A 17,889-nucleotide genomic window follows, 5' to 3' on the forward strand; every position below is an offset into this window, starting at 1 on the left:
TTGTTGGTGGGGTGTTAAAAAGTTCTTAGTCATAGTAGTGGCTCCGAATCTTGTTTTTTTCAATTATAAACAAAAATGCCCTATAAGATGACCTTTTTCAAGTGTCTATCTTATAGGGTACAGTTTAATTCAGTGACCTTTTCCCCTATTCGCTAGACACGCTTATTGAAATAAGGAAGCTGCTCAACGAATGCCTTCGTATCATCATCTCCATATTCATGAACAAGTGCATAGATTTTCATTAATCTTTTATCTATTTCATCATTTTCTCTATCTAGGTGATACTGTAAATACGGTAACTGTGCACGCCATGCATTCGAAATTTCCAACAGTTGCATTTGCTGAAAGATTCTCTCAAACACATCTAATGCTTGTCGATCTACATTGAGTTCGAAATTCCATGGGCCTGCATATGGGTTGGTATAATACGTTCTATTGGCAAGTGAAAAATATACGCGCTGACGATCCATCTTTACGATTCACTCCTTTTTCCATAGTATGGAGTGATAGGTGTTGTTTTATTCGCTTTTATGTCAAACTTCCTTCACAATTAATAGGACCAGATAATTTATAATAGGTATGATGAATAAAGAACGGAGTGAATACTATGAGTTTAACTACGCTCTTAATAGTCGCAGTTATCATCGTTATTTTAATCACCATTGCGACAATTATCAGTGTCAACCGTGCCTATGCCTTTAAACATACTGTTGATGAAAAACCGAAGCAAAGCTATCATCAAGAGGAAAATTAAATACCATTACTGAATTTGGAGTGAAAGAAATGGGCGTACCTTTACCAATTATCATTATGATTGCGATGATGATGCTAATGTTTGGTGTTTCTGTCATTATCATTATGAAGAAAAAAAATAATATTTTTACACAAACAATTGATCCAAAGCCTGAACAACTTACGTCTCAGCAAAAGGAAGAGCAACGATGAAATACCCCTTTATTTGGCTCATCCAGTTTTATAGAAAATTTATTTCACCTATGACGCCACCTACGTGTCGTTTTCATCCTACCTGTTCTTCTTATGGGCTCGAAGCTTTTCAAAAGCACGGTGCATTCAAAGGCTTCCTCTTAACCATTACACGTATATCCAAATGCCATCCATTTCATCCTGGTGGCTTTGATCCTGTGCCTGAAAAATGGCCTTCGAAAAAGAATTAATTTCGGAGGGCATTTTTTTCTTGTACTTTTTTAAGTTGTGCGTTATCATAATAACTGTTCTAAAAAATAAATCGTAATGATTACTATTTAAGAGAGGTATCTTACTTATATGAAAAAACTATATGTATTACTGTTAGTCGCAGTTCTTGCTTTATTTACTGCCGCTTGTGGAGACAAATCGTCCACATCCCAAAAGACTGAGAAAAAAGATAAATTAAGTATTTATACAACGGTTTATCCGTTAAGCTATTTTGCACAGCGCATTGGTGGAGATTATGTTGAAGTAGCTTCTATATACCCAGCTGGTGCGAATGAACATACCTTCGAGCCAACTCAAAAAGATATGATGAAATTAGCAGATGCTGATATCTTTTTCTATATTGGCTTAGGACTTGAAGGCTTTGTAGAAAACGCTAAAAAAACTTTAGCGAACGAAGATGTCACAATGGTGGCAACTGCTGATGAAGTTTCAGATGAAAAATTAGCTGTAAGCACAGGACATGTTCATGCAGAAGATGAAGAACATGAAGTAGACGCACATGATGAGCATGAGCACGGTACAGCAGAGGACAATCATGAACATGAAGCTGAAGAACATGGACATGATGAGCATGAGCATGGGGATATCGATCCGCATGTTTGGTTATCTCCTACAATTAGTCAAGACTTAGCACTGGCTATTAAAAACACACTAGTTGAAAAAATGCCAGCACAGGAGGCAACTTTTAACACAAATTATGATGCGTTAGTAAAAGAATTGCAGGATTTAGATCAAGATTTCAAAGCAATGACTGACAAAGCACAAAATAAAACATTCTTTGTATCCCATGCTGCATTTGGCTATATTGCAGGTCAATACGGCTTAACTCAAGTGCCGATTGCTGGCTTGAATTCACAAAATGAGCCATCTCAAAAGGAATTAACAAAGATTGTAGACAAAGCAAATGAATTGCACATTCACTATATTTTATTTGAACAAAACGTCTCTTCCAAATTAGCAGAGATTATTCAAAAAGAAGTTGGTGCAGAATCTCTTGTCTTGCATAATTTAAGCGTATTAACAGCTGATGATGAAAAAAATAAAGAAACCTATTTCACATTGATGCAAAAAAATATTCAAACATTAGAAAAAGCTTTAAGCGTTCAATAATATGAGTAAGGAGGTGCCCCTCTATTGGGACACCTCCTTTATTATGACGTATTTTTCTTTTGGCATCCGTTTTTCCGTTCGATAAAAAGACCCTAGCCACTTCATTGTTTTTTGCTTAGTCACATGCTTAGCTTTTGGCTGAAGGACAACAAAAGCCATTATACTACTTTCTACTAGCATAGGTGGCCACTCAGTAAAGTTAAACTGAACTAAATTGTCTTGTTTATTTGTTTTTTGAGTAACAAGCTTCATCGGCTGTTCCACTAATTGTTGTACGGCTAACCGATTTTCTCCGATGATTGATAACCCCATAATTTGATTCAATTGATGTTGTATAGGTGTTGCTAAACTTTGTCTTTTTGTTTCTTCCTGCAAATCTATATATTTCTCGCTTGTTGCAGCAGGGAAACTTGCATAATCCCATGTATGATCTTGTGCTAATTGGCGATCCGACACTAAAAAATATTGATAGCGAACTTCTCCTTTACGATCAGGCAAAGGGTCATCCCATGTCACATCAATATGATACCAAGCATGATCAAGTTTCACTAATACCCAGGCATGTAGCTGTTCTCCTACTTTTCCTGGTACATATTGTACCTCAAAACCCAGCATTTCTAACATTCGATATAGCACTAAAGCATATGCCTGACAGACGCCCTTATTCTCCGTTAATAATGTATATGGAGAATATTGACTTCCTTCTGTTTCCTTAGAGTATTCCGCGGACAATACAATAAAATCATGTGCAGCCTGTAGTTTTTCTATGTCACTTAATCCATGCATAGGTGCAATAATATTTTCCAAAGTTTGCTCGACAAATAACGCCTCTGTTTGTGATAGATGGTACGTAAATGCAAAGGCAATGACAATATTATTGCTATAACCTTCGTACTTCCATTGGAAACTTGAAATATTAGTATAAATATAAGAGTTTTCAATTGCATTTTTAGTAATTTCTGTTAGTTCATCTTTTATCTCGGCTAAGTCACCAGTATAACGAATCGAGAATTCGGATGATAGATGCATAACTTCTTTATTAATGAGAGATTGTAGTGTTTCAATTGAATGAGCTGTTGCTACATCTTCTTTTTCATAGTTTGCAAATACTTGCACATGACTCATTTGTAGAACAAATAATATAATGACAACATTATATATATATTTCCTCATATGAGTCATTCTCCTTTACTAAATAGTTTATGCCTCTCTTTTTTTATTATGTTAATAAATGATTAATTTCATGCTAAAAGTTCAAATAAAAAAGAAGCCTTCCTTTTTAGAAGACTTCTTTCACGAAGTTTTTATTGTAATAATTTCCGTCTCAACAATTTATCCGCACCATTGCGCGGAAGACTGTCTGTAATAATCATTTCTTTAGGCACTTTATATTTAGCAAGTTTCTGTAAACAAAAGGCCTTTAGTTGCTCAACAGATACCTGCTCATTTAACACGATAAAGGCAATGGGTACCTGACCCCATTGTTCATCAGGCATACCGCATACACCCGCCTCTTTGACAGCTGGGTGTGTGAGTAGTACATTTTCTATTTCTGCAGGATAAATATTTTCTCCCCCTGAAATGATTAAATCTGCCCTTCGATCAATGACGAATAAATAACCCTCTTCATCCACATAACCAATATCACCTGTATGAAGCCAGCCAGCCTTCGTTGCATTTTTTTGTGCAAAACGTCCAATATAGCCAGGTGTGACATGAGGACCTCGTATGCAAATTTCCCCTTCACCTTTAGCATTTGGCTCAGCAATCATTATTTGATTAAAAAATAAAGGCTTTCCAGCAGAACCAATTTTCCGCATAGCATCTTCACTTGCCAATGTGGCTGTTTGTGAGGAGGTTTCTGTCATCCCATACGTTTGTGCGACAGCTAAATTTAACGCATGTGCTCTCGCTAAATAATCAACGGGAACAGGTCCACCTCCAGCTAACATTAACTTAAAATAAGATGACGCTTTCGCATTGCGTTGCTCTAGCGTATGTAGAATTCGTTCCAAGGTCACCGCTACAACAGACATATGGGTGACATCCCCATCCATAATATTTTGTGCGATAGCTTCTACATCAAATTGCTCATATAAAAAGATTTGATTTCCATATAGCAGAGAACGCACTAAAATGGAGAATCCACTAATATGGAATAAAGGGACCGCACATAGCCAAATGTCATGCGCCTGCAGCCCAATATTTAAAACGGAGGCAGTGGCACTAGCCTGATGATTTCCAACTGTTTGGCGAACCCCTTTTGGAAAGCCTGTTGTACCCGACGTATACATAATCGTAGTTGTTTGATGAAGAGGCCATTCCTTTACAATATCTACTGCACTCTCTGCACCCTTTTCAATTGCTGAAAATAAATGATAGGTTGTTTCAGATGGCAGCTTTGCTATATCCTCATCGGCAACCAATACGGCTACAGCCTCTGAATCCTCTAACTGATAAGCCAACTCATCCTGTGAAAGTCTACGATTAAGCATCACCATTTCACATTGCAGATGCATGCAGGCATACATCATGATCACAAGCTCAGGCTTACTTGGCCCCATAATAGCAATTCGATCACCCTGTTGAATACCGAGTGTCACTAATTGTCGAGCACGTTTTATCGATTCATTATTTAATTCTTGAAAAGTCCAGCTTTGCTTTTTAAAAGTAAGTGCCTTGCGCAATGGTGTTAAATAAGCTCTTTGTAAAATCCAGTTAGGATACATCTTTGTCACTCCAATCACCCTACATCTTAACGCTTTCCCATCTAGTTTGTCTATTACTCCATGTAGTATCTAGCTTTTTAGTGAAAACCTCTATCCTTCACCTATTGAGTTCTATCCGCTACTTTAATAATTTTATCCACCTCTTAGCCGCTTCTATCCCCTACTTTTAGATTTTTATCCTCAATCTGCTCAAGACATATAAAAAGCTCGTATCTCCAAAAGATACGAGCTTTCAACCCTATATTAATCAAGGGAATCTTGGGAATTGACCGAAATCTGGTTGACGTTTTTCTTTGAATGCATCGCGGCCTTCTTTTGCTTCATCAGTTGTGTAGTAAAGAAGTGTAGCATCTCCAGCCATTTGTTGAAGACCTGCTAAACCATCTGTATCTGCATTCATCGCTGCTTTTAAGAAGCGTAGTGCAGTTGGTGACATTTGAAGCATTTCTTCACACCATTGAACTGTCTCATCTTCCAATTGCGCATAAGGCACAACTGTATTGACTAAGCCCATATCAAGTGCTTGTTGTGCATCGTATTGACGGCATAGGTACCAAATTTCACGTGCCTTTTTATGACCAATAATACGAGCAAGATAGCCTGAGCCATAACCAGCATCGAATGAACCTACTTTTGGTCCAGTTTGTCCAAAGCGAGCATTGTCAGCTGCAATTGTTAAGTCACAGACAACATGTAAAACGTGTCCTCCACCAATTGCGTAGCCAGCTACCATTGCTACTACAGGTTTTGGAATTACACGGATTAAACGTTGTAAATCAAGAACGTTTAGACGTGGAATTTCATCTTCTCCTACGTAGCCACCGTGACCGCGAACTTTTTGGTCTCCGCCTGAGCAGAAAGCATGTTCACCTTCACCAGTTAGAATAATAACACCGATATTTTTATCATCGCGTGCACGTGAGAATGCGTCAATCATTTCCATTACCGTTTTTGGGCGGAATGCATTACGCACTTCTGGACGGTTAATCGTAATTTTTGCGATACCGTTATAGAACTCATACTTAATGTCTTCATAAGTATGTAATGTTGTCCATTGACGTGTCATTGAATTGCCTCCTATATCATTAAATTCGTCTCGTTTCTAGCGAGGCGCTAACGTAATCGTATATTACGTTAAATACTCCTCTACTATTGTAGCAAACTCAGCGGGATTTTCCACATGAATTGCATGTCCAGCGTCATTTACTGTTAAATGCTTAACAGTATTTAATAGCGCTTTCATTTCTAGTGCAATTTTACAAAATTTCTCATCCAATGAACCGGTAATTAGCAGGACAGGTATTTCTAGTTGCATCAGTCTATCCCAATTTGAAGGTTGAACGCCTGTCCCGATACCTCTCAAGCTACCAGCAAGTCCCTCTTCCTTCTGTGAAAGTCGCTCTTCTCGAATGGTTTCTCTTACCCTTTTAGGTAGACGTTGCTGTGAAGCAAAAAGCGGGATGCTTTCCCATGCATTGACAAAGGACAGTAAACCATTTGTCATTATTTTTTGCGCCAGTTCTTCATCTCGCTTACAACGTTCATGTTGCTCTTCCATTGTTCGCAAGCCAGGAGAAGCACTTTCTAAAATGAGCTGATGTATGCGAGCTGGATACGAAATGGCATAGGATAAAGCGATTCTTCCACCCATTGAATAGCCTAGCAGTGTAAATTTCTCTAAATGAAGCTGGCAAAATAGTTCTTCTAAATCCTGTAATTGCTCTTCCATAGAAAAACGCTGTACGTGCTGTGGAATAGCTGTTTGACCATGTCCGATTAAATCAACCGCAATAACACGCACATGAGGTAGAGCTTGTGCTAGATTATGCCATGTTGCTGAGCTACCGGTAAATCCATGTAAGGCAACGACTGTGTATTCACCGTTTTCATTCCATATGTCGACATGGGTTTCAAGACCACGAATCATCCACTTTGTCATGCTTTTAACTCCGCATTAATTCGATTCCATAGACCTCGATGTGCATTCACATTCTCAGTTCTATCTGTAAATATTTCAACTAATCGTAAAGAATGGTTTTTACAAGTTGAAAATTTTTCAGAAAGCTCAGAGATTGTTTCGACACGTACATAGTCCATATTATACATATGTGCAATATCACGGAATTCGAGGGCTGTCGGTGTGCCAAATAAATCCTCATAGTGATCTTCAACAGTTGACTGTGGTAAATAAGAAAAAATACCACCACCATCATTATTCATCACAATAATCGTTAAGTTACATTCCTGATATCTGGAAGCAATGAGTCCATTCACATCATGTAAAAAAGCTAAATCACCAATCAGTAAATAACTTTCTCGATTATTTCCTTGACTGAAACCGATTGCTGTTGATACAACACCATCAATCCCGTTCGTTCCTCGATTGGCAAAAACACGTAAATCTTTCGGTGTAGCCAATAAAAATGTATCAATATCTCGTACTGGCATACTACTGCTAACGAAAATATCACTACCGTCAGGAATCATTTTGAGTAAACGACTGACTATAGCCCCTTCATCTTTTTCTACCTCTGAATATTGCTCAATATACATAGAAGCAAGCTGATTCGCTTTTTGCCATTCAGCTAAGTATGTTTCCTCGATAGCTGTTTCAGTGATAGCTAATTCTGTTAGCCATTGATCGACATTCGCATGAATAAAATGCGTAGATACGCCTGTAGCATCTCTGAACATAGGATCTTCATCGATAATCACATATGCATTTGGTCGTGACTTTGTAATAAATTGCATCATAAACTTCGAGACTGGTTGTGCCCCTATTCGGATTACTGTATCTGGTTGCACCAGTGCTTTGAAGTCATCACTCTTCATAATGGCATCATAGGTTGTCACGATATATGGTAAACAATCCTCTGGTACGGATGTACGCATATTCGATAAACTTTCAACAATGACAGGCCACTTCAGCTGACGTACAAATTCCCAAACAATGGATAATTCTGTACCAAGAGCTAACTCACCAATGATCATAAAACCTCTTTTAGTCGATTGTATAATAGAGGATAGTTCCTGTTGATCCACACGTGTTGGGGTTAATTGTCCCATACTGCTGTGCTTAAACGTCACTGCTGGTAGCTCCTGCTGTAAATCAATTAATAGTGGTTCACGGAAAGGTACATTAATATGGACGGGTCCAAAAGGTGCGCTCGTGGCAATGGCTACCGCACGAGCAAGATGGCGCTCAATAAAAGGCAATGTTGGTTCAGCACCATCTGCTAACGGAAAATCAACACTCCACTTCACATGTGAACCATATAAATTGGGTTGGTTGATAGCCTGTGGAGCGCCTACCTCACGTAATTCATGTGGGCGATCAGCTGTTATAATAATTAATGGTACACGTGCATAGCTTGCCTCCACAATCGCAGGAAAATAGTTAGCTGCTGCTGTACCAGATGTGCATAAAAGAACCACAGGCTTAGTAGTTGCCTTAGCAAGCCCTAGCGCAAAGAATGCTGCTGAGCGCTCGTCTACCTGCCGATACATTTTTACTTGTTTAGTAGATGCAACCGCATAAGCAAGCGGCGTTGAACGTGAGCCTGGGCTAACGACAACGTTTTCTACACCAGCCTGCACTAGTGATGCGACCATTTTATAAACATAATCTGTTAGTATTTTTCGTTCACTCATGTAATTGTCCCCCTAGCGCACGAAGCATTGGACGGAATTTTACTAATGTTTCTTCATATTCAGATTGTGGTTCGGAATCTGCGACGATTCCACCGCCTGCATATAAATAAGCTTTATCATTTAATAAGGCTGCTGAACGAATGGCAACTGCGAATTCACCGTTCCCCTCTGCATCTAGCCAGCCTATTGGCGCAGCATACAGTCCTCGATTCATCGGCTCATATTTACGGATGGCTGCCAATGCTTCCGTGCGTGGTACACCACCTAAAGCGGGTGTTGGGTGTAATGATTTAGTCAATTGTAAGATTGTTGCATCCTGATTTAACTGACCTTCAACAGGTGTATACAAATGTTGAATATCTCGTATTTTTAACAAGCGTGGTCTATCTGGCACCGTCATGTCCACACAATTTTTACGGAATGTTTCCGCAATCATATCCACAACATACTGATGTTCTCCGCCATTTTTAGGGTCATTTAATAAACTTTGTCCAAAAGCCTCATCTTCCTCTGCAGTCTTACCTCGTTTAATTGAGCCAGCAATACAAGAAGAAAATGCTCGACCATCTTCTACCTTCACAAGTCGTTCGGGTGATGCTCCGAAAAACAATAAATGTCTATGCTCTAAACCAAATAAATAGCTTTCTGGCTGTTCATGAATAATTTGAGAAAGTACTTGTGGTGCGGATACATACTCTTTAAATTGCAAAGCAAGTGATCGTGCAATGACCACCTTATCTGCCTTTTTCTGTTTAATTAATGCTGTCACTTGATCGATTGAGGCTAAATAAGGTTCTTTATATGGTTCAAAATAACTTGTGATTTCAGGTTTTGTATACGTTTTCACTTCTTTAACCTGAGCTGCATGGATTAAATGATCTCGCTCTTTTCTTAAAGCTTCGAACTGATCCTCAGCCTGTTGGTCTTGTGTCAAAAGATGAATACTCACATATGCTTTATCATCGCGTATCACCAGTTGAAACGTTGCTAATGCAAAATAAGCCTCTGGGAAATCCGTCCATTCCCCATCTACATTATTTTGAGGATCAAATGTAAAACCGCCAAACAAAATTGGTTGTAACTCTTGTTGACCTTTTGGACAGTTTTTCGTTATGTTTTTCCATTCCGCTTCAACTGCATCAAAGCGGTTTTCTTTAGCGTTGTTTTGAATAATATGAGCATGTCCTAGCCCAACTAATGTCATTGTTTTCTCTCTATTTTGCCAATAAAATCGTTCACCTTTATAACATTCCTCGCCAGCTGCATAAAACGCCAGTGCAGATAGGCGACTTACTTCCATTGTTTCCATATAAAAATGAAGGCTTTGGCCCAAAGAGTCCACTTCTACTTCTGTGGCTTGGTACCACTTCTGTTGCATGAAAATTACCTCCGTTGTTGCAATGTACATAATTTTAATGATGATTAAATAACACATCATATTTTGGTTGGCAACACGTGATTCGTCCTGTTGCTAATCGTTCTTTTTTATTTTCAGTTCATAAATGCATGTTCTATTGTATCACTTTTTTTCATTAAACAGTATGTAATAAGCTGTGAACCTACCCATTTTCTCAATCTTCGTTTAAAATAAGAAGAGTCGACAACATTTGAAGGAGAGAAAGACCTTATGACCAAAGTCATTGAAGCTGATAGGGGTTTTAAAGTTTGGTGGCATTTAACACGTCCACATACTTTAACCGCTTCATTTGTTCCTGTATTCCTAGGAACAGCAATTGCCTTAGCAATTGAAAAAGAAACAATTGATTTTGGACTATTTTTTGCTATGCTCATTGCAAGTATGCTTATACAAGCAGCAACGAATATGTTCAATGAATATTATGATTACAAATTAGGATTAGATAACGAGCATTCCGTCGGGATTGGCGGAACGATTGTCCGTCATGGTGTACAGCCAAAGACAATTATGATGATTGCATTAAGCTTTTATGCTATTGCCATGCTTCTTGGCATTTACATATGTGCCTCAACATCTTGGTGGTTAGCTGCTGTCGGACTTGTTTGTATGCTTATTGGCTTTTTATATACAGGTGGACCGTACCCAATCGCCTATTCGCCATTTGGTGAAATTGTTTCTGGCGCAGTAATGGGGATGGGCATTGTATTAATTGCCTTCTATATTCAAGCGCTTACAGTAACACTGGATGCTGTCTTGCTCTCTGTACCAAGCATGATTTTAGTCGGTGCCATTATGCTATCGAACAATATACGTGATATCGTTGGCGATACAGAAGGCGGACGAAAAACTTTAGCTATTTTGGTAGGACGTGATAATGCGATTTCCGTGTTATCAGGCTTTTTTATCGTCTCTTATTTATGGGTGATTGCTCTTGTAGCAGTTGATGGCATTACTTTTTGGGCATTAATCATCTTCCTAAGTATTCCAAAACCATTACGTGCCATTCAAATTTTCCGAGACAAAAAAGAAGCCAAAGAGGTAATGCCTGCGATGAAATATACAGCGCAAACAAATACATTCTTCGGCTTCCTATTAGGAATCGGTTTATTAATTCATTATTTCTTTTATTAAGATGCAGCAGCCTTAACGGGTTGCTGCTTTTTTTACATAGCGTCGAAAATTTTTGCTTGCAATATCGTACACTTCTTCATCTGAAAAGCGTGTACGTAATGCCTCTAGTAAATTTTGCGCCTCTCCTGCATGTGCTAAGCCACTGACAGTCCGATCAATCCCATCAAAATCGGAGCCTAATCCAATATGCTCCACACCTACCAGTTTTGCTAAATGCTCCACATGTCCCACTAAATGGTCTAGTGTTGCACCTTTGCCTATAAAGAGTGGGAAATAAACTACATGGATATGTCCTCCCGCCTCTACAAGTGCCTTTGCCTGGTCATCTGTTAAGTTACGCGGGTGATCACATAGTGCACGTGCATTACTATGGCTTGCAATAATATGCTTTGCAAGCGGCAAAACATCCCAAAAGCTTTGCTCATTTAGATGAGATACATCAATAATAATATCGCGTTCATTTAATAATTGTATAACTTCTTTACCAAATGGCTTTAAACCAAGAGTTGCATCCTGTTCAGCACCATGAGCCACAGCATTTTCTTCATTCCACGTTAAACCTACTAATTTCACTCCTGCATCCAGTACAGCTGTCAGTTTTGTTAAATCTTCGCCAATGGCACTACAGCCCTCTAAGCTTAAAATGGCTCCTATTTCGTGTGGAGCTAATTGATCTAACTGTGCCCAATCTGTAATATGCACCATGCCCTCTGTTTGTATTACGTGAGTATGGAATGCTTCGATTTGGCGCATGACCTCAAGAAATTGCAAATTTTGCGCGATTTTTGGGTCAATAAAGATAGCGAACACTTGAGCCTCTACTTGCCCTAATTGCAATCTTTTTTGATTAGCATGTAGTCGCACATCCTCTGCAAAATTTGCCGTTTCAAGAGTAGTTAACTTTAAAAGCGCATCACAATGTAAATCAATAATCTTCATATCCTCACCTCTACAGTTATTATACTGCTTCTGTAAGGAAAAGCTGACTACATTTTATCCTGTGGTGTATCAGAAGAGCCGAATTCCTCCAGCTCGATAAAATCATCTGATTTTGGTGTTGAAGCAAGAACATCTTCTTCCACTGGTCGTAAACTGTCTTCTTTCTTTTCAGCATGCTCCACACATGTCAGAGCTTGCGGCATTGCCTTTAAGCGACCAATCGGAATTTCTTTACCACAGACTGCACACTTGCCATATGTACCGTCTGCCATTGCTTGAAGAGCTTCTTTTATTTCTTCAGCATTATCACCACGATGCTCATCAATAGCCATTTCTGTAAGCTGATCCGTTAAATCACTTGCATTATCAGCTGGATGATTATCATAATTCGATAGTTCTGTCGCTTGAGGTCGCTCTGATTCTTCTATTCGTTGTTCTATTTCTTGTAATTCTTGCTCTAGTTGTCTTTTTAATTGTTGCATTACTTGTTGATCCACAATAATCTCCTCCTTATGCTTTCATTTTTTCCTATTTTACGATTTCTAAAACATGTCAGCATAAGGAAGACCTATTTACTTACTTGTATAAGCTATAATGGCGTCATGCAAAAATTGCGCTGCTCCTGTTTCACCACGTTCATCATAATAAGCTGTAAAACGTTCATCAGCAATATACATTTGTGCCAGCCCTGCATGTGCCTCTTTGGAATACTCTTTCCACGTAAAGTTGAGCCAGCGTTTATGCAACTCTGCAACTTCCATCGCAATGTCACTTGCAGCATCTCCAAGTTTCATTGCCTCTGCTAAGCGTTCAAACATTTGCTGTTCTAGCTGTTGCATCGCTTGATATTGTTGCTCCGTCATGTTCATAAGCTTAGCATTGGATGCATCCACTGTTTCATTCCCATATTTCTCACGGATTTCTTTGCCGTACTGCTTTTCGTTATCCTCCATTAACTTTTCTTTAAAGCCTTTAAATTTTTCTTCATTTGACATTGGTTGTTCCTCCTCAATGGATTGTATTGTTTTTTCTACTGTCTGTAAGATCGTTTCCAACTGTTCTTTGCGTTGAAGCAAAGCAGCTCTATGTGTTTTGAGCGCCTCAGCATGCTGAAAATTTGGTGCTTGAACAATAGTCTGAATTGTCGCTAATTTCATATCTAATGCACGATAAAATAAAATCTGCTGCAACATATCGACCTCCCATTGGCCATAAAATCGATAACCTGCCTCATTGGTTCTTGCTGGTTTTAGCAATCCAATTTCATCATAATAACGCAATGTTCTTGTACTAACACCCGATAGTTGAGCAAGCTCCTGAATGGTATATTCCATATCATCACCTCCACTTAATGCTACTGTAAGCTTTGACGCAACGTTAAGGTCAAGAGTAAAATAAAAAAATTTTAATTAAACTTAATCATACCTTCATATCCTTTTACAAAAGTAAAAATAGCAAACTAGTAAATCACTAGTTTGCTATTGATTCGCATATTTCCCATGCCATACTATTTCTCGATAACTCTCTTTATCTGTATCACCCTCTGTATTAATAAACAGCACCCTTGCATGTTCATTTAGGTGCAAGGCATGTTTTAATTCCTTATATTGTTTATTAGTCATTATTTCATAAAAGCAACCAAATGGCGCCGCTCCTGATTCACCAGCTATAATGCGGGTGTCTGTAGCTAAAGGATTTCCTAGAACGCGCATACCCGTTGCTGCTATTTCTTCCTCACACGAGATACTTATTTTTATAAAGGTTTTTAAGATTTGCCAAGCCTGTGGATTAGGTTCACCACAAGCAAGACCTGCCATTATTGTTTGCATCTCTCCACCAACAGTGACAAATTGATCTGTATTTTTCTTAAAGCTTTCATAATAGCAATTAGCGACATGAGGCTCAACCAAGACAAATGTAATTTTCTGCTCATAGTATTGCTGTAAAAATGCTACTACTGCTCCGGCAAAGGACCCCACACCAGCTTGCAAAAATACATGTGTTGGGGCTTGCTGAATCTGTTCAACAATCTCCTGTACAAGGGTTGTGTACCCCTGCATAATCCATAATGGAATTTCTTCATAGCCTTCCCACATCGTATCCTGAATCAAGACCCAGCCATTTTCTTGTGCAAGCCGTGAGGTATAACGAACAGTATCGTCATAATTCATTGTCGTAATTTCAGCAAAAGCCCCTTCACTTTTAATATGCAGTAACCGCTCAGCGGAGCTACCAGTTGGCATATATATTCTTGCTTGAAAACCCAGTTCTCTTGCCGCCCAGGCCACACCACGACCATGATTACCATCTGTCGTTGAAATAAATGTTGGATTGCCTACTTGCGCTCTTACTTCTGGGGTTTTTAACTGTTCAAACGATAGCTCCTCTATATTCCTTCCAAGCTTATTGGCAACATATTGTGCAATTGCATAAATTCCGCCTAAAACTTTAAAGGCATTTAAACCAAATCGATAAGATTCATCTTTAATCATGATTTTTTCTACACCCATATATGAAGATAGTGCCTCAAGATGATGGAGTGGTGTCTTCTCAAAATGCTCATATGTACGCTGAAATTGACCAATCTTTCTCACTTGGTCTAGTGAAAAATATGGAAGTATTGCAGTTGCTTGTTTTATATGGTCTTGCTCTAAATAATGCTGATTATAAACCCACCTTAATTTTTCCTTCATCGCCATCCCCCTCAATTTACGGTCAATATCTACATCATAGTCTATCTAACTTAAAAGTACCAGGAGAGTATATATTAGGAAATAAAAAAACTATACATTTATCAAACACCGATAAATGTATAGTTTATGAGAAAATTATTTAACAAAGATTTCTTTCACTTGATCTAGCATAATATTCGCAGCTAAAATGCCTCCAGCCGTATTCCAAATGACATCATCCACCTTATGTGCATTGCCTTTTTGGACAGCTGTTAAGTTTTTCCAAAGTGGGTCTTGTGTCCACTCTTGTTCAGTTGCTAGTGCTGAATCATCACCTGTTGGCATGTACGTGAAGTAGAAAATAACATCCCCATCCATTTGAGGGATTGCTTCTTTCCCAACTTCAATCGCTAAGTTTCCTAGTTTTGCATTATCTTTAAATAAATCTGCTTGCGCTGCAACACGTTTAAATCCTAAAGCATCAAAAATCACACCTGAGAATGAATCTGTGTAATAGATACGAGATTTATCGGCCATAAAGCGTACAAATGAAACTTCTTGGTTGGTTGGTTTGTTCTCCAAGCTCTTCTTTCAGTGCTTGTAACTTATCTTCGTAAGCTTTTAGTACTTCTTCACCTTTTGTTTCTTGATTTACTGCTTTAGCGAATAATTTAAAATTCTCTTTCCAGTCGCCACGTAATGTTTCAGAAAACACTGTTGGAGCAATTTTGCTAAGTTTCGCATAATCTTTTTCTTGTCGTAATTTATTGCCAATAATTAAATTAAATCCACACTCTTACGCTCCATTGCTCGATTATTAAAACCTAAAAAAGGCTCCGTTTTATTAGATGGTGAGGATATTTTTAAATTATCAACAAAACAAGTGGCTAAAAACCTCTCTATTCTTCCCCAATCTCCTGTTGCACCAGAAGGATTAACTGTCCTACAACTTGTGAAACAAGGTCGCTATCCTTACCAAAGTTGGCGACAACAGTGGACTGAAAAGGATGAAGAAATCGTTTTAAATGCTTTAAAAGCTACAGGTACTGAGCATTTACAAGATAGACCAGTAGATGAGCTATCAGGAGGACAACGTCAACGTGCGTGGATAGCTATGACGCTTGCTCAAGATACAGATATCATTTTTTTAGACGAGCCTACGACATACTTAGATTTAACTCATCAAATAGACGTTTTAGATTTACTGTACGAATTGAACCAACAGCAAAAGCGAACTATCATTATGGTATTACATGATATTAATCTTGCTTGTCGCTATGCCGATCATATTATTACAGTGCGTGACCGTGGTGTCTATCGTCAAGGGAAACCAGAAGAAATTATGACAACTGATTTAGTTAGTCATGTGTTTGACCTTGATTGCCAAATGACGACAGATCCAATCTTTGGTACACCTCTTTGCATCCCATATGGAAAAGGACGAAAAATTTAATCGTTAATTTGAAAAAATAAGCCTACACAGAATGATTAATCTGTGTAGGCTTTCATTTAATATAGCTATGTTATTAATCTAAGTATCTAATAAATTAAAAAGTGCAGTAGATGTAAATTCATCTACTGCACTTAGTATGACCCGTACGGGATTCGAACCCGTGTTACCGCCGTGAAAGGGCGGTGTCTTAACCACTTGACCAACGGGCCCATGGCGGAGAAGGAGGGATTTGAACCCTCGCGCCGGTTACCCGACCTACACCCTTAGCAGGGGCGCCTCTTCAGCCTCTTGAGTACTTCCCCAAAATAAAAATGGCTCCGAAGGCAGGACTCGAACCTGCGACAACCTGATTAACAGTCAGGTGCTACTACCAACTGAGCTACTTCGGAATAATGGTGGGCCTAAATGGACTCGAACCATCGACCTCACGCTTATCAGGCGTGCGCTCTAACCAGCTGAGCTATAGGCCCTTGGAGCGGGTGATGGGAATCGAACCCACGACATCAGCTTGGAAGGCTGAGGTTTTACCATTAAACTACACCCGCATAAATGGTGGGTCAGGACGGAATCGAACCGCCGACACTTAGAGCTTCAATCTAATGCTCTACCAACTGAGCTACTGACCCATTTCGTCCATGCTAAGCTTACTCACTCTTTTGCTTCTCATGACTTTTATTTTAAAAATGGCGGTCCCGACCGGGATCGAACCGGCGATCTCCTGCGTGACAGGCAGGCATGTTAACCGCTACACCACGGGACCTTTTGGTTGCGGGGGCTGGATTTGAACCAACGACCTTCGGGTTATGAGCCCGACGAGCTACCACTGCTCCACCCCGCGATAATTTTATGCTGTTTCGAGTTTTTAAAGCACCATTTATAAAAATTTAAAACTGGAGGAGGTAGAGGGATTCGAACCCCCGCGCGGTGTTACCCGCCTGTCGGTTTTCAAGACCGATCCCTTCAGCCAGACTTGGGTATACCTCCGTTACAATATATAAATGGTGGACCTTGCAGGACTCGAACCTGCGACCGGACGGTTATGAGCCGTCTGCTCTAACCAACTGAGCTAAAGGTCCTTTAAGATGGCGGCAGAGGGGATCGAACCCCCGACCTTACGGGTATGAACCGTACGCTCTAGCCAGCTGAGCTACGCCGCCAGGATCTTTATACTGGTTAATTTACTTATGGTGGAGCCTAGCGGGATCGAACCGCTGACCTCCTGCGTGCAAGGCAGGCGCTCTCCCAGCTGAGCTAAGGCCCCATAATTTTTTTGGAAATGGTCGGGAAGACAGGATTCGAACCTGCGACCCCTTGGTCCCAAACCAAGTGCTCTACCAAGCTGAGCTACTTCCCGTTGTTCTTTTGGCGCGCCCGACAGGAGTCGAACCCATAACCTTCTGATCCGTAGTCAGACGCTCTATCCAATTGAGCTACGGGCGCATTTAAAATGGTGCCGAGGACCGGAATCGAACCGGTACGGTAGTCACCTACCGCAGGATTTTAAGTCCTGTGCGTCTGCCAGTTCCGCCACCCCGGCACATTTGGAGCGGAAGACGAGGTTCGAACTCGCGA

Annotated in this window: 16 protein-coding genes, 15 tRNA genes and 2 pseudogenes; 6 read left to right on the top strand and 27 right to left on the bottom strand. The window is 39.6% G+C overall.

Annotated elements, in window-relative coordinates; translation table 11 throughout:
• Positions 1-152: 152 nt before the first annotated feature.
• Positions 153-470 (bottom strand): transposase, encoded by a 318-nt coding sequence (locus RCJ95_RS23280; protein WP_221681072.1) that lies wholly within the window; start codon positions 468-470, stop codon positions 153-155.
• Positions 471-607: 137 nt separating this feature from the next.
• Between RCJ95_RS23280 and ytzI the strand changes: the two genes are divergently transcribed.
• The 4 genes from ytzI to RCJ95_RS23300 all read left to right on the top strand — a co-directional run bounded on the left by ytzI (position 608) and on the right by RCJ95_RS23300 (position 2,325).
• Positions 608-754 carry a YtzI protein gene (gene ytzI / locus RCJ95_RS23285; RefSeq protein WP_221681073.1) on the top strand — a complete coding sequence of 49 codons (147 nt, stop codon included), beginning with the start codon at positions 608-610 and terminating at the stop codon, positions 752-754.
• 29 nt (positions 755-783) lie between these two features.
• Positions 784-945 (top strand): hypothetical protein, encoded by a 162-nt coding sequence (locus RCJ95_RS23290; protein WP_016992522.1) that lies wholly within the window; start codon positions 784-786, stop codon positions 943-945.
• Complete coding sequence (gene yidD / locus RCJ95_RS23295) at positions 942-1,175, top strand: membrane protein insertion efficiency factor YidD (protein ID WP_016992521.1); 234 nt, start codon at positions 942-944, stop codon at positions 1,173-1,175. Before RCJ95_RS23290 ends, yidD begins: the two co-directional genes overlap by 4 nt.
• Before the next feature lie 109 nt (positions 1,176-1,284).
• Positions 1,285-2,325, top strand: coding sequence for a metal ABC transporter solute-binding protein, Zn/Mn family (locus RCJ95_RS23300; RefSeq protein WP_274769986.1), 1,041 nt, complete (start codon positions 1,285-1,287; stop codon positions 2,323-2,325).
• Between the two features lie 21 nt (positions 2,326-2,346).
• On the opposite strand, the gene RCJ95_RS23305 is transcribed toward RCJ95_RS23300, so the two are convergent.
• From RCJ95_RS23305 to RCJ95_RS23330, 6 genes are all read right to left on the bottom strand, one after another.
• Entirely contained in the window at positions 2,347-3,498 is a 1,152-nt protein-coding gene (locus tag RCJ95_RS23305) for a transglutaminase domain-containing protein (protein WP_328024115.1), read from the bottom strand.
• A gap of 131 nt (positions 3,499-3,629) precedes the next feature.
• Complete coding sequence (locus RCJ95_RS23310) at positions 3,630-5,054, bottom strand: o-succinylbenzoate--CoA ligase (protein WP_221681097.1); 1,425 nt, start codon at positions 5,052-5,054, stop codon at positions 3,630-3,632.
• A 247-nt stretch (positions 5,055-5,301) separates the two neighbouring features.
• Entirely contained in the window at positions 5,302-6,120 is an 819-nt protein-coding gene (menB, locus tag RCJ95_RS23315; RefSeq protein ID WP_004225917.1) for a 1,4-dihydroxy-2-naphthoyl-CoA synthase, read from the bottom strand.
• A gap of 63 nt (positions 6,121-6,183) precedes the next feature.
• Positions 6,184-6,993 carry a 2-succinyl-6-hydroxy-2,4-cyclohexadiene-1-carboxylate synthase gene (gene menH, locus RCJ95_RS23320; protein ID WP_221681077.1) on the bottom strand — a complete coding sequence of 270 codons (810 nt, stop codon included), beginning with the start codon at positions 6,991-6,993 and terminating at the stop codon, positions 6,184-6,186.
• Positions 6,990-8,705, bottom strand: coding sequence for a 2-succinyl-5-enolpyruvyl-6-hydroxy-3-cyclohexene-1-carboxylic-acid synthase (gene menD / locus RCJ95_RS23325; protein ID WP_221681078.1), 1,716 nt, complete (start codon positions 8,703-8,705; stop codon positions 6,990-6,992). The genes menH and menD overlap by 4 nt, the downstream gene beginning before the upstream one ends.
• Complete coding sequence (locus tag RCJ95_RS23330; RefSeq protein ID WP_221681079.1) at positions 8,698-10,083, bottom strand: isochorismate synthase; 1,386 nt, start codon at positions 10,081-10,083, stop codon at positions 8,698-8,700. Before RCJ95_RS23330 ends, menD begins: the two co-directional genes overlap by 8 nt.
• A 249-nt stretch (positions 10,084-10,332) precedes the next feature.
• On the opposite strand from RCJ95_RS23330, the gene RCJ95_RS23335 reads away from it, so the two are divergent.
• Complete coding sequence (locus tag RCJ95_RS23335; RefSeq protein ID WP_036078494.1) at positions 10,333-11,253, top strand: 1,4-dihydroxy-2-naphthoate polyprenyltransferase; 921 nt, start codon at positions 10,333-10,335, stop codon at positions 11,251-11,253.
• A 12-nt stretch (positions 11,254-11,265) separates the two neighbouring features.
• Here the strand turns inward: RCJ95_RS23335 and RCJ95_RS23340 are convergent, their stop codons facing one another.
• The 5 genes and pseudogenes from RCJ95_RS23340 to RCJ95_RS23360 all read right to left on the bottom strand — a co-directional run.
• Positions 11,266-12,192 carry a dipeptidase gene (locus tag RCJ95_RS23340; RefSeq protein WP_274769994.1) on the bottom strand — a complete coding sequence of 309 codons (927 nt, stop codon included), beginning with the start codon at positions 12,190-12,192 and terminating at the stop codon, positions 11,266-11,268.
• A gap of 47 nt (positions 12,193-12,239) precedes the next feature.
• The gene (locus RCJ95_RS23345) at positions 12,240-12,689 is read right to left on the bottom strand and encodes a TraR/DksA C4-type zinc finger protein (protein ID WP_446722824.1); all 450 of its coding nucleotides are present in this window, start codon (positions 12,687-12,689) and stop codon (positions 12,240-12,242) included.
• 75 nt (positions 12,690-12,764) lie between these two features.
• Positions 12,765-13,526: a MerR family transcriptional regulator gene (locus RCJ95_RS23350; RefSeq protein ID WP_221681082.1), complete on the bottom strand. Its 762-nt coding sequence runs from the start codon at positions 13,524-13,526 to the stop codon at positions 12,765-12,767.
• A 144-nt stretch (positions 13,527-13,670) separates the two neighbouring features.
• Entirely contained in the window at positions 13,671-14,885 is a 1,215-nt protein-coding gene (locus RCJ95_RS23355) for a diaminopropionate ammonia-lyase (RefSeq protein WP_312128081.1), read from the bottom strand.
• A 135-nt stretch (positions 14,886-15,020) separates the two neighbouring features.
• Positions 15,021-15,648: pseudogene (locus tag RCJ95_RS23360) on the bottom strand (ABC transporter substrate-binding protein); the annotation flags it as partial.
• Here RCJ95_RS23360 and RCJ95_RS23365 point away from each other — a divergent pair.
• A pseudogene (locus tag RCJ95_RS23365) lies at positions 15,649-16,317 on the top strand (ABC transporter ATP-binding protein); the annotation flags it as partial. It lies immediately after the preceding pseudogene.
• Between the two features lie 137 nt (positions 16,318-16,454).
• Here RCJ95_RS23365 and RCJ95_RS23370 read toward each other — a convergent pair.
• The 15 genes from RCJ95_RS23370 to RCJ95_RS23440 form a co-directional block, all read right to left on the bottom strand.
• A tRNA-Glu gene (locus tag RCJ95_RS23370) sits at positions 16,455-16,526 on the bottom strand.
• A 2-nt stretch (positions 16,527-16,528) separates the two neighbouring features.
• A tRNA-Ser gene (locus RCJ95_RS23375) sits at positions 16,529-16,619 on the bottom strand.
• Between the two features lie 10 nt (positions 16,620-16,629).
• Positions 16,630-16,706 (bottom strand) — tRNA-Asn (locus RCJ95_RS23380).
• A 4-nt stretch (positions 16,707-16,710) separates the two neighbouring features.
• Positions 16,711-16,787, bottom strand: a tRNA-Ile gene (locus tag RCJ95_RS23385).
• Position 16,788: 1 nt separating this feature from the next.
• A tRNA-Gly gene (locus RCJ95_RS23390) sits at positions 16,789-16,862 on the bottom strand.
• Positions 16,863-16,867: 5 nt separating this feature from the next.
• Positions 16,868-16,943 (bottom strand) — tRNA-Phe (locus tag RCJ95_RS23395).
• A 58-nt stretch (positions 16,944-17,001) separates the two neighbouring features.
• A tRNA-Asp gene (locus RCJ95_RS23400) sits at positions 17,002-17,077 on the bottom strand.
• A gap of 3 nt (positions 17,078-17,080) precedes the next feature.
• Positions 17,081-17,155: transfer RNA gene (locus RCJ95_RS23405), tRNA-Met, on the bottom strand.
• Between the two features lie 53 nt (positions 17,156-17,208).
• A tRNA-Ser gene (locus RCJ95_RS23410) sits at positions 17,209-17,301 on the bottom strand.
• Positions 17,302-17,316: 15 nt separating this feature from the next.
• Positions 17,317-17,393 (bottom strand) — tRNA-Ile (locus tag RCJ95_RS23415).
• Positions 17,394-17,400: 7 nt separating this feature from the next.
• Positions 17,401-17,474 (bottom strand) — tRNA-Met (locus RCJ95_RS23420).
• Between the two features lie 28 nt (positions 17,475-17,502).
• Positions 17,503-17,578 (bottom strand) — tRNA-Ala (locus RCJ95_RS23425).
• Between the two features lie 16 nt (positions 17,579-17,594).
• A tRNA-Pro gene (locus tag RCJ95_RS23430) sits at positions 17,595-17,671 on the bottom strand.
• 9 nt (positions 17,672-17,680) lie between these two features.
• A tRNA-Arg gene (locus RCJ95_RS23435) sits at positions 17,681-17,757 on the bottom strand.
• Between the two features lie 8 nt (positions 17,758-17,765).
• Positions 17,766-17,854: transfer RNA gene (locus RCJ95_RS23440), tRNA-Leu, on the bottom strand.
• Between the last annotated feature and the right edge of the window lie 35 nt (positions 17,855-17,889).

The sequence above is a fragment of the Lysinibacillus sp. BSL11 genome (genome assembly GCF_052928325.1).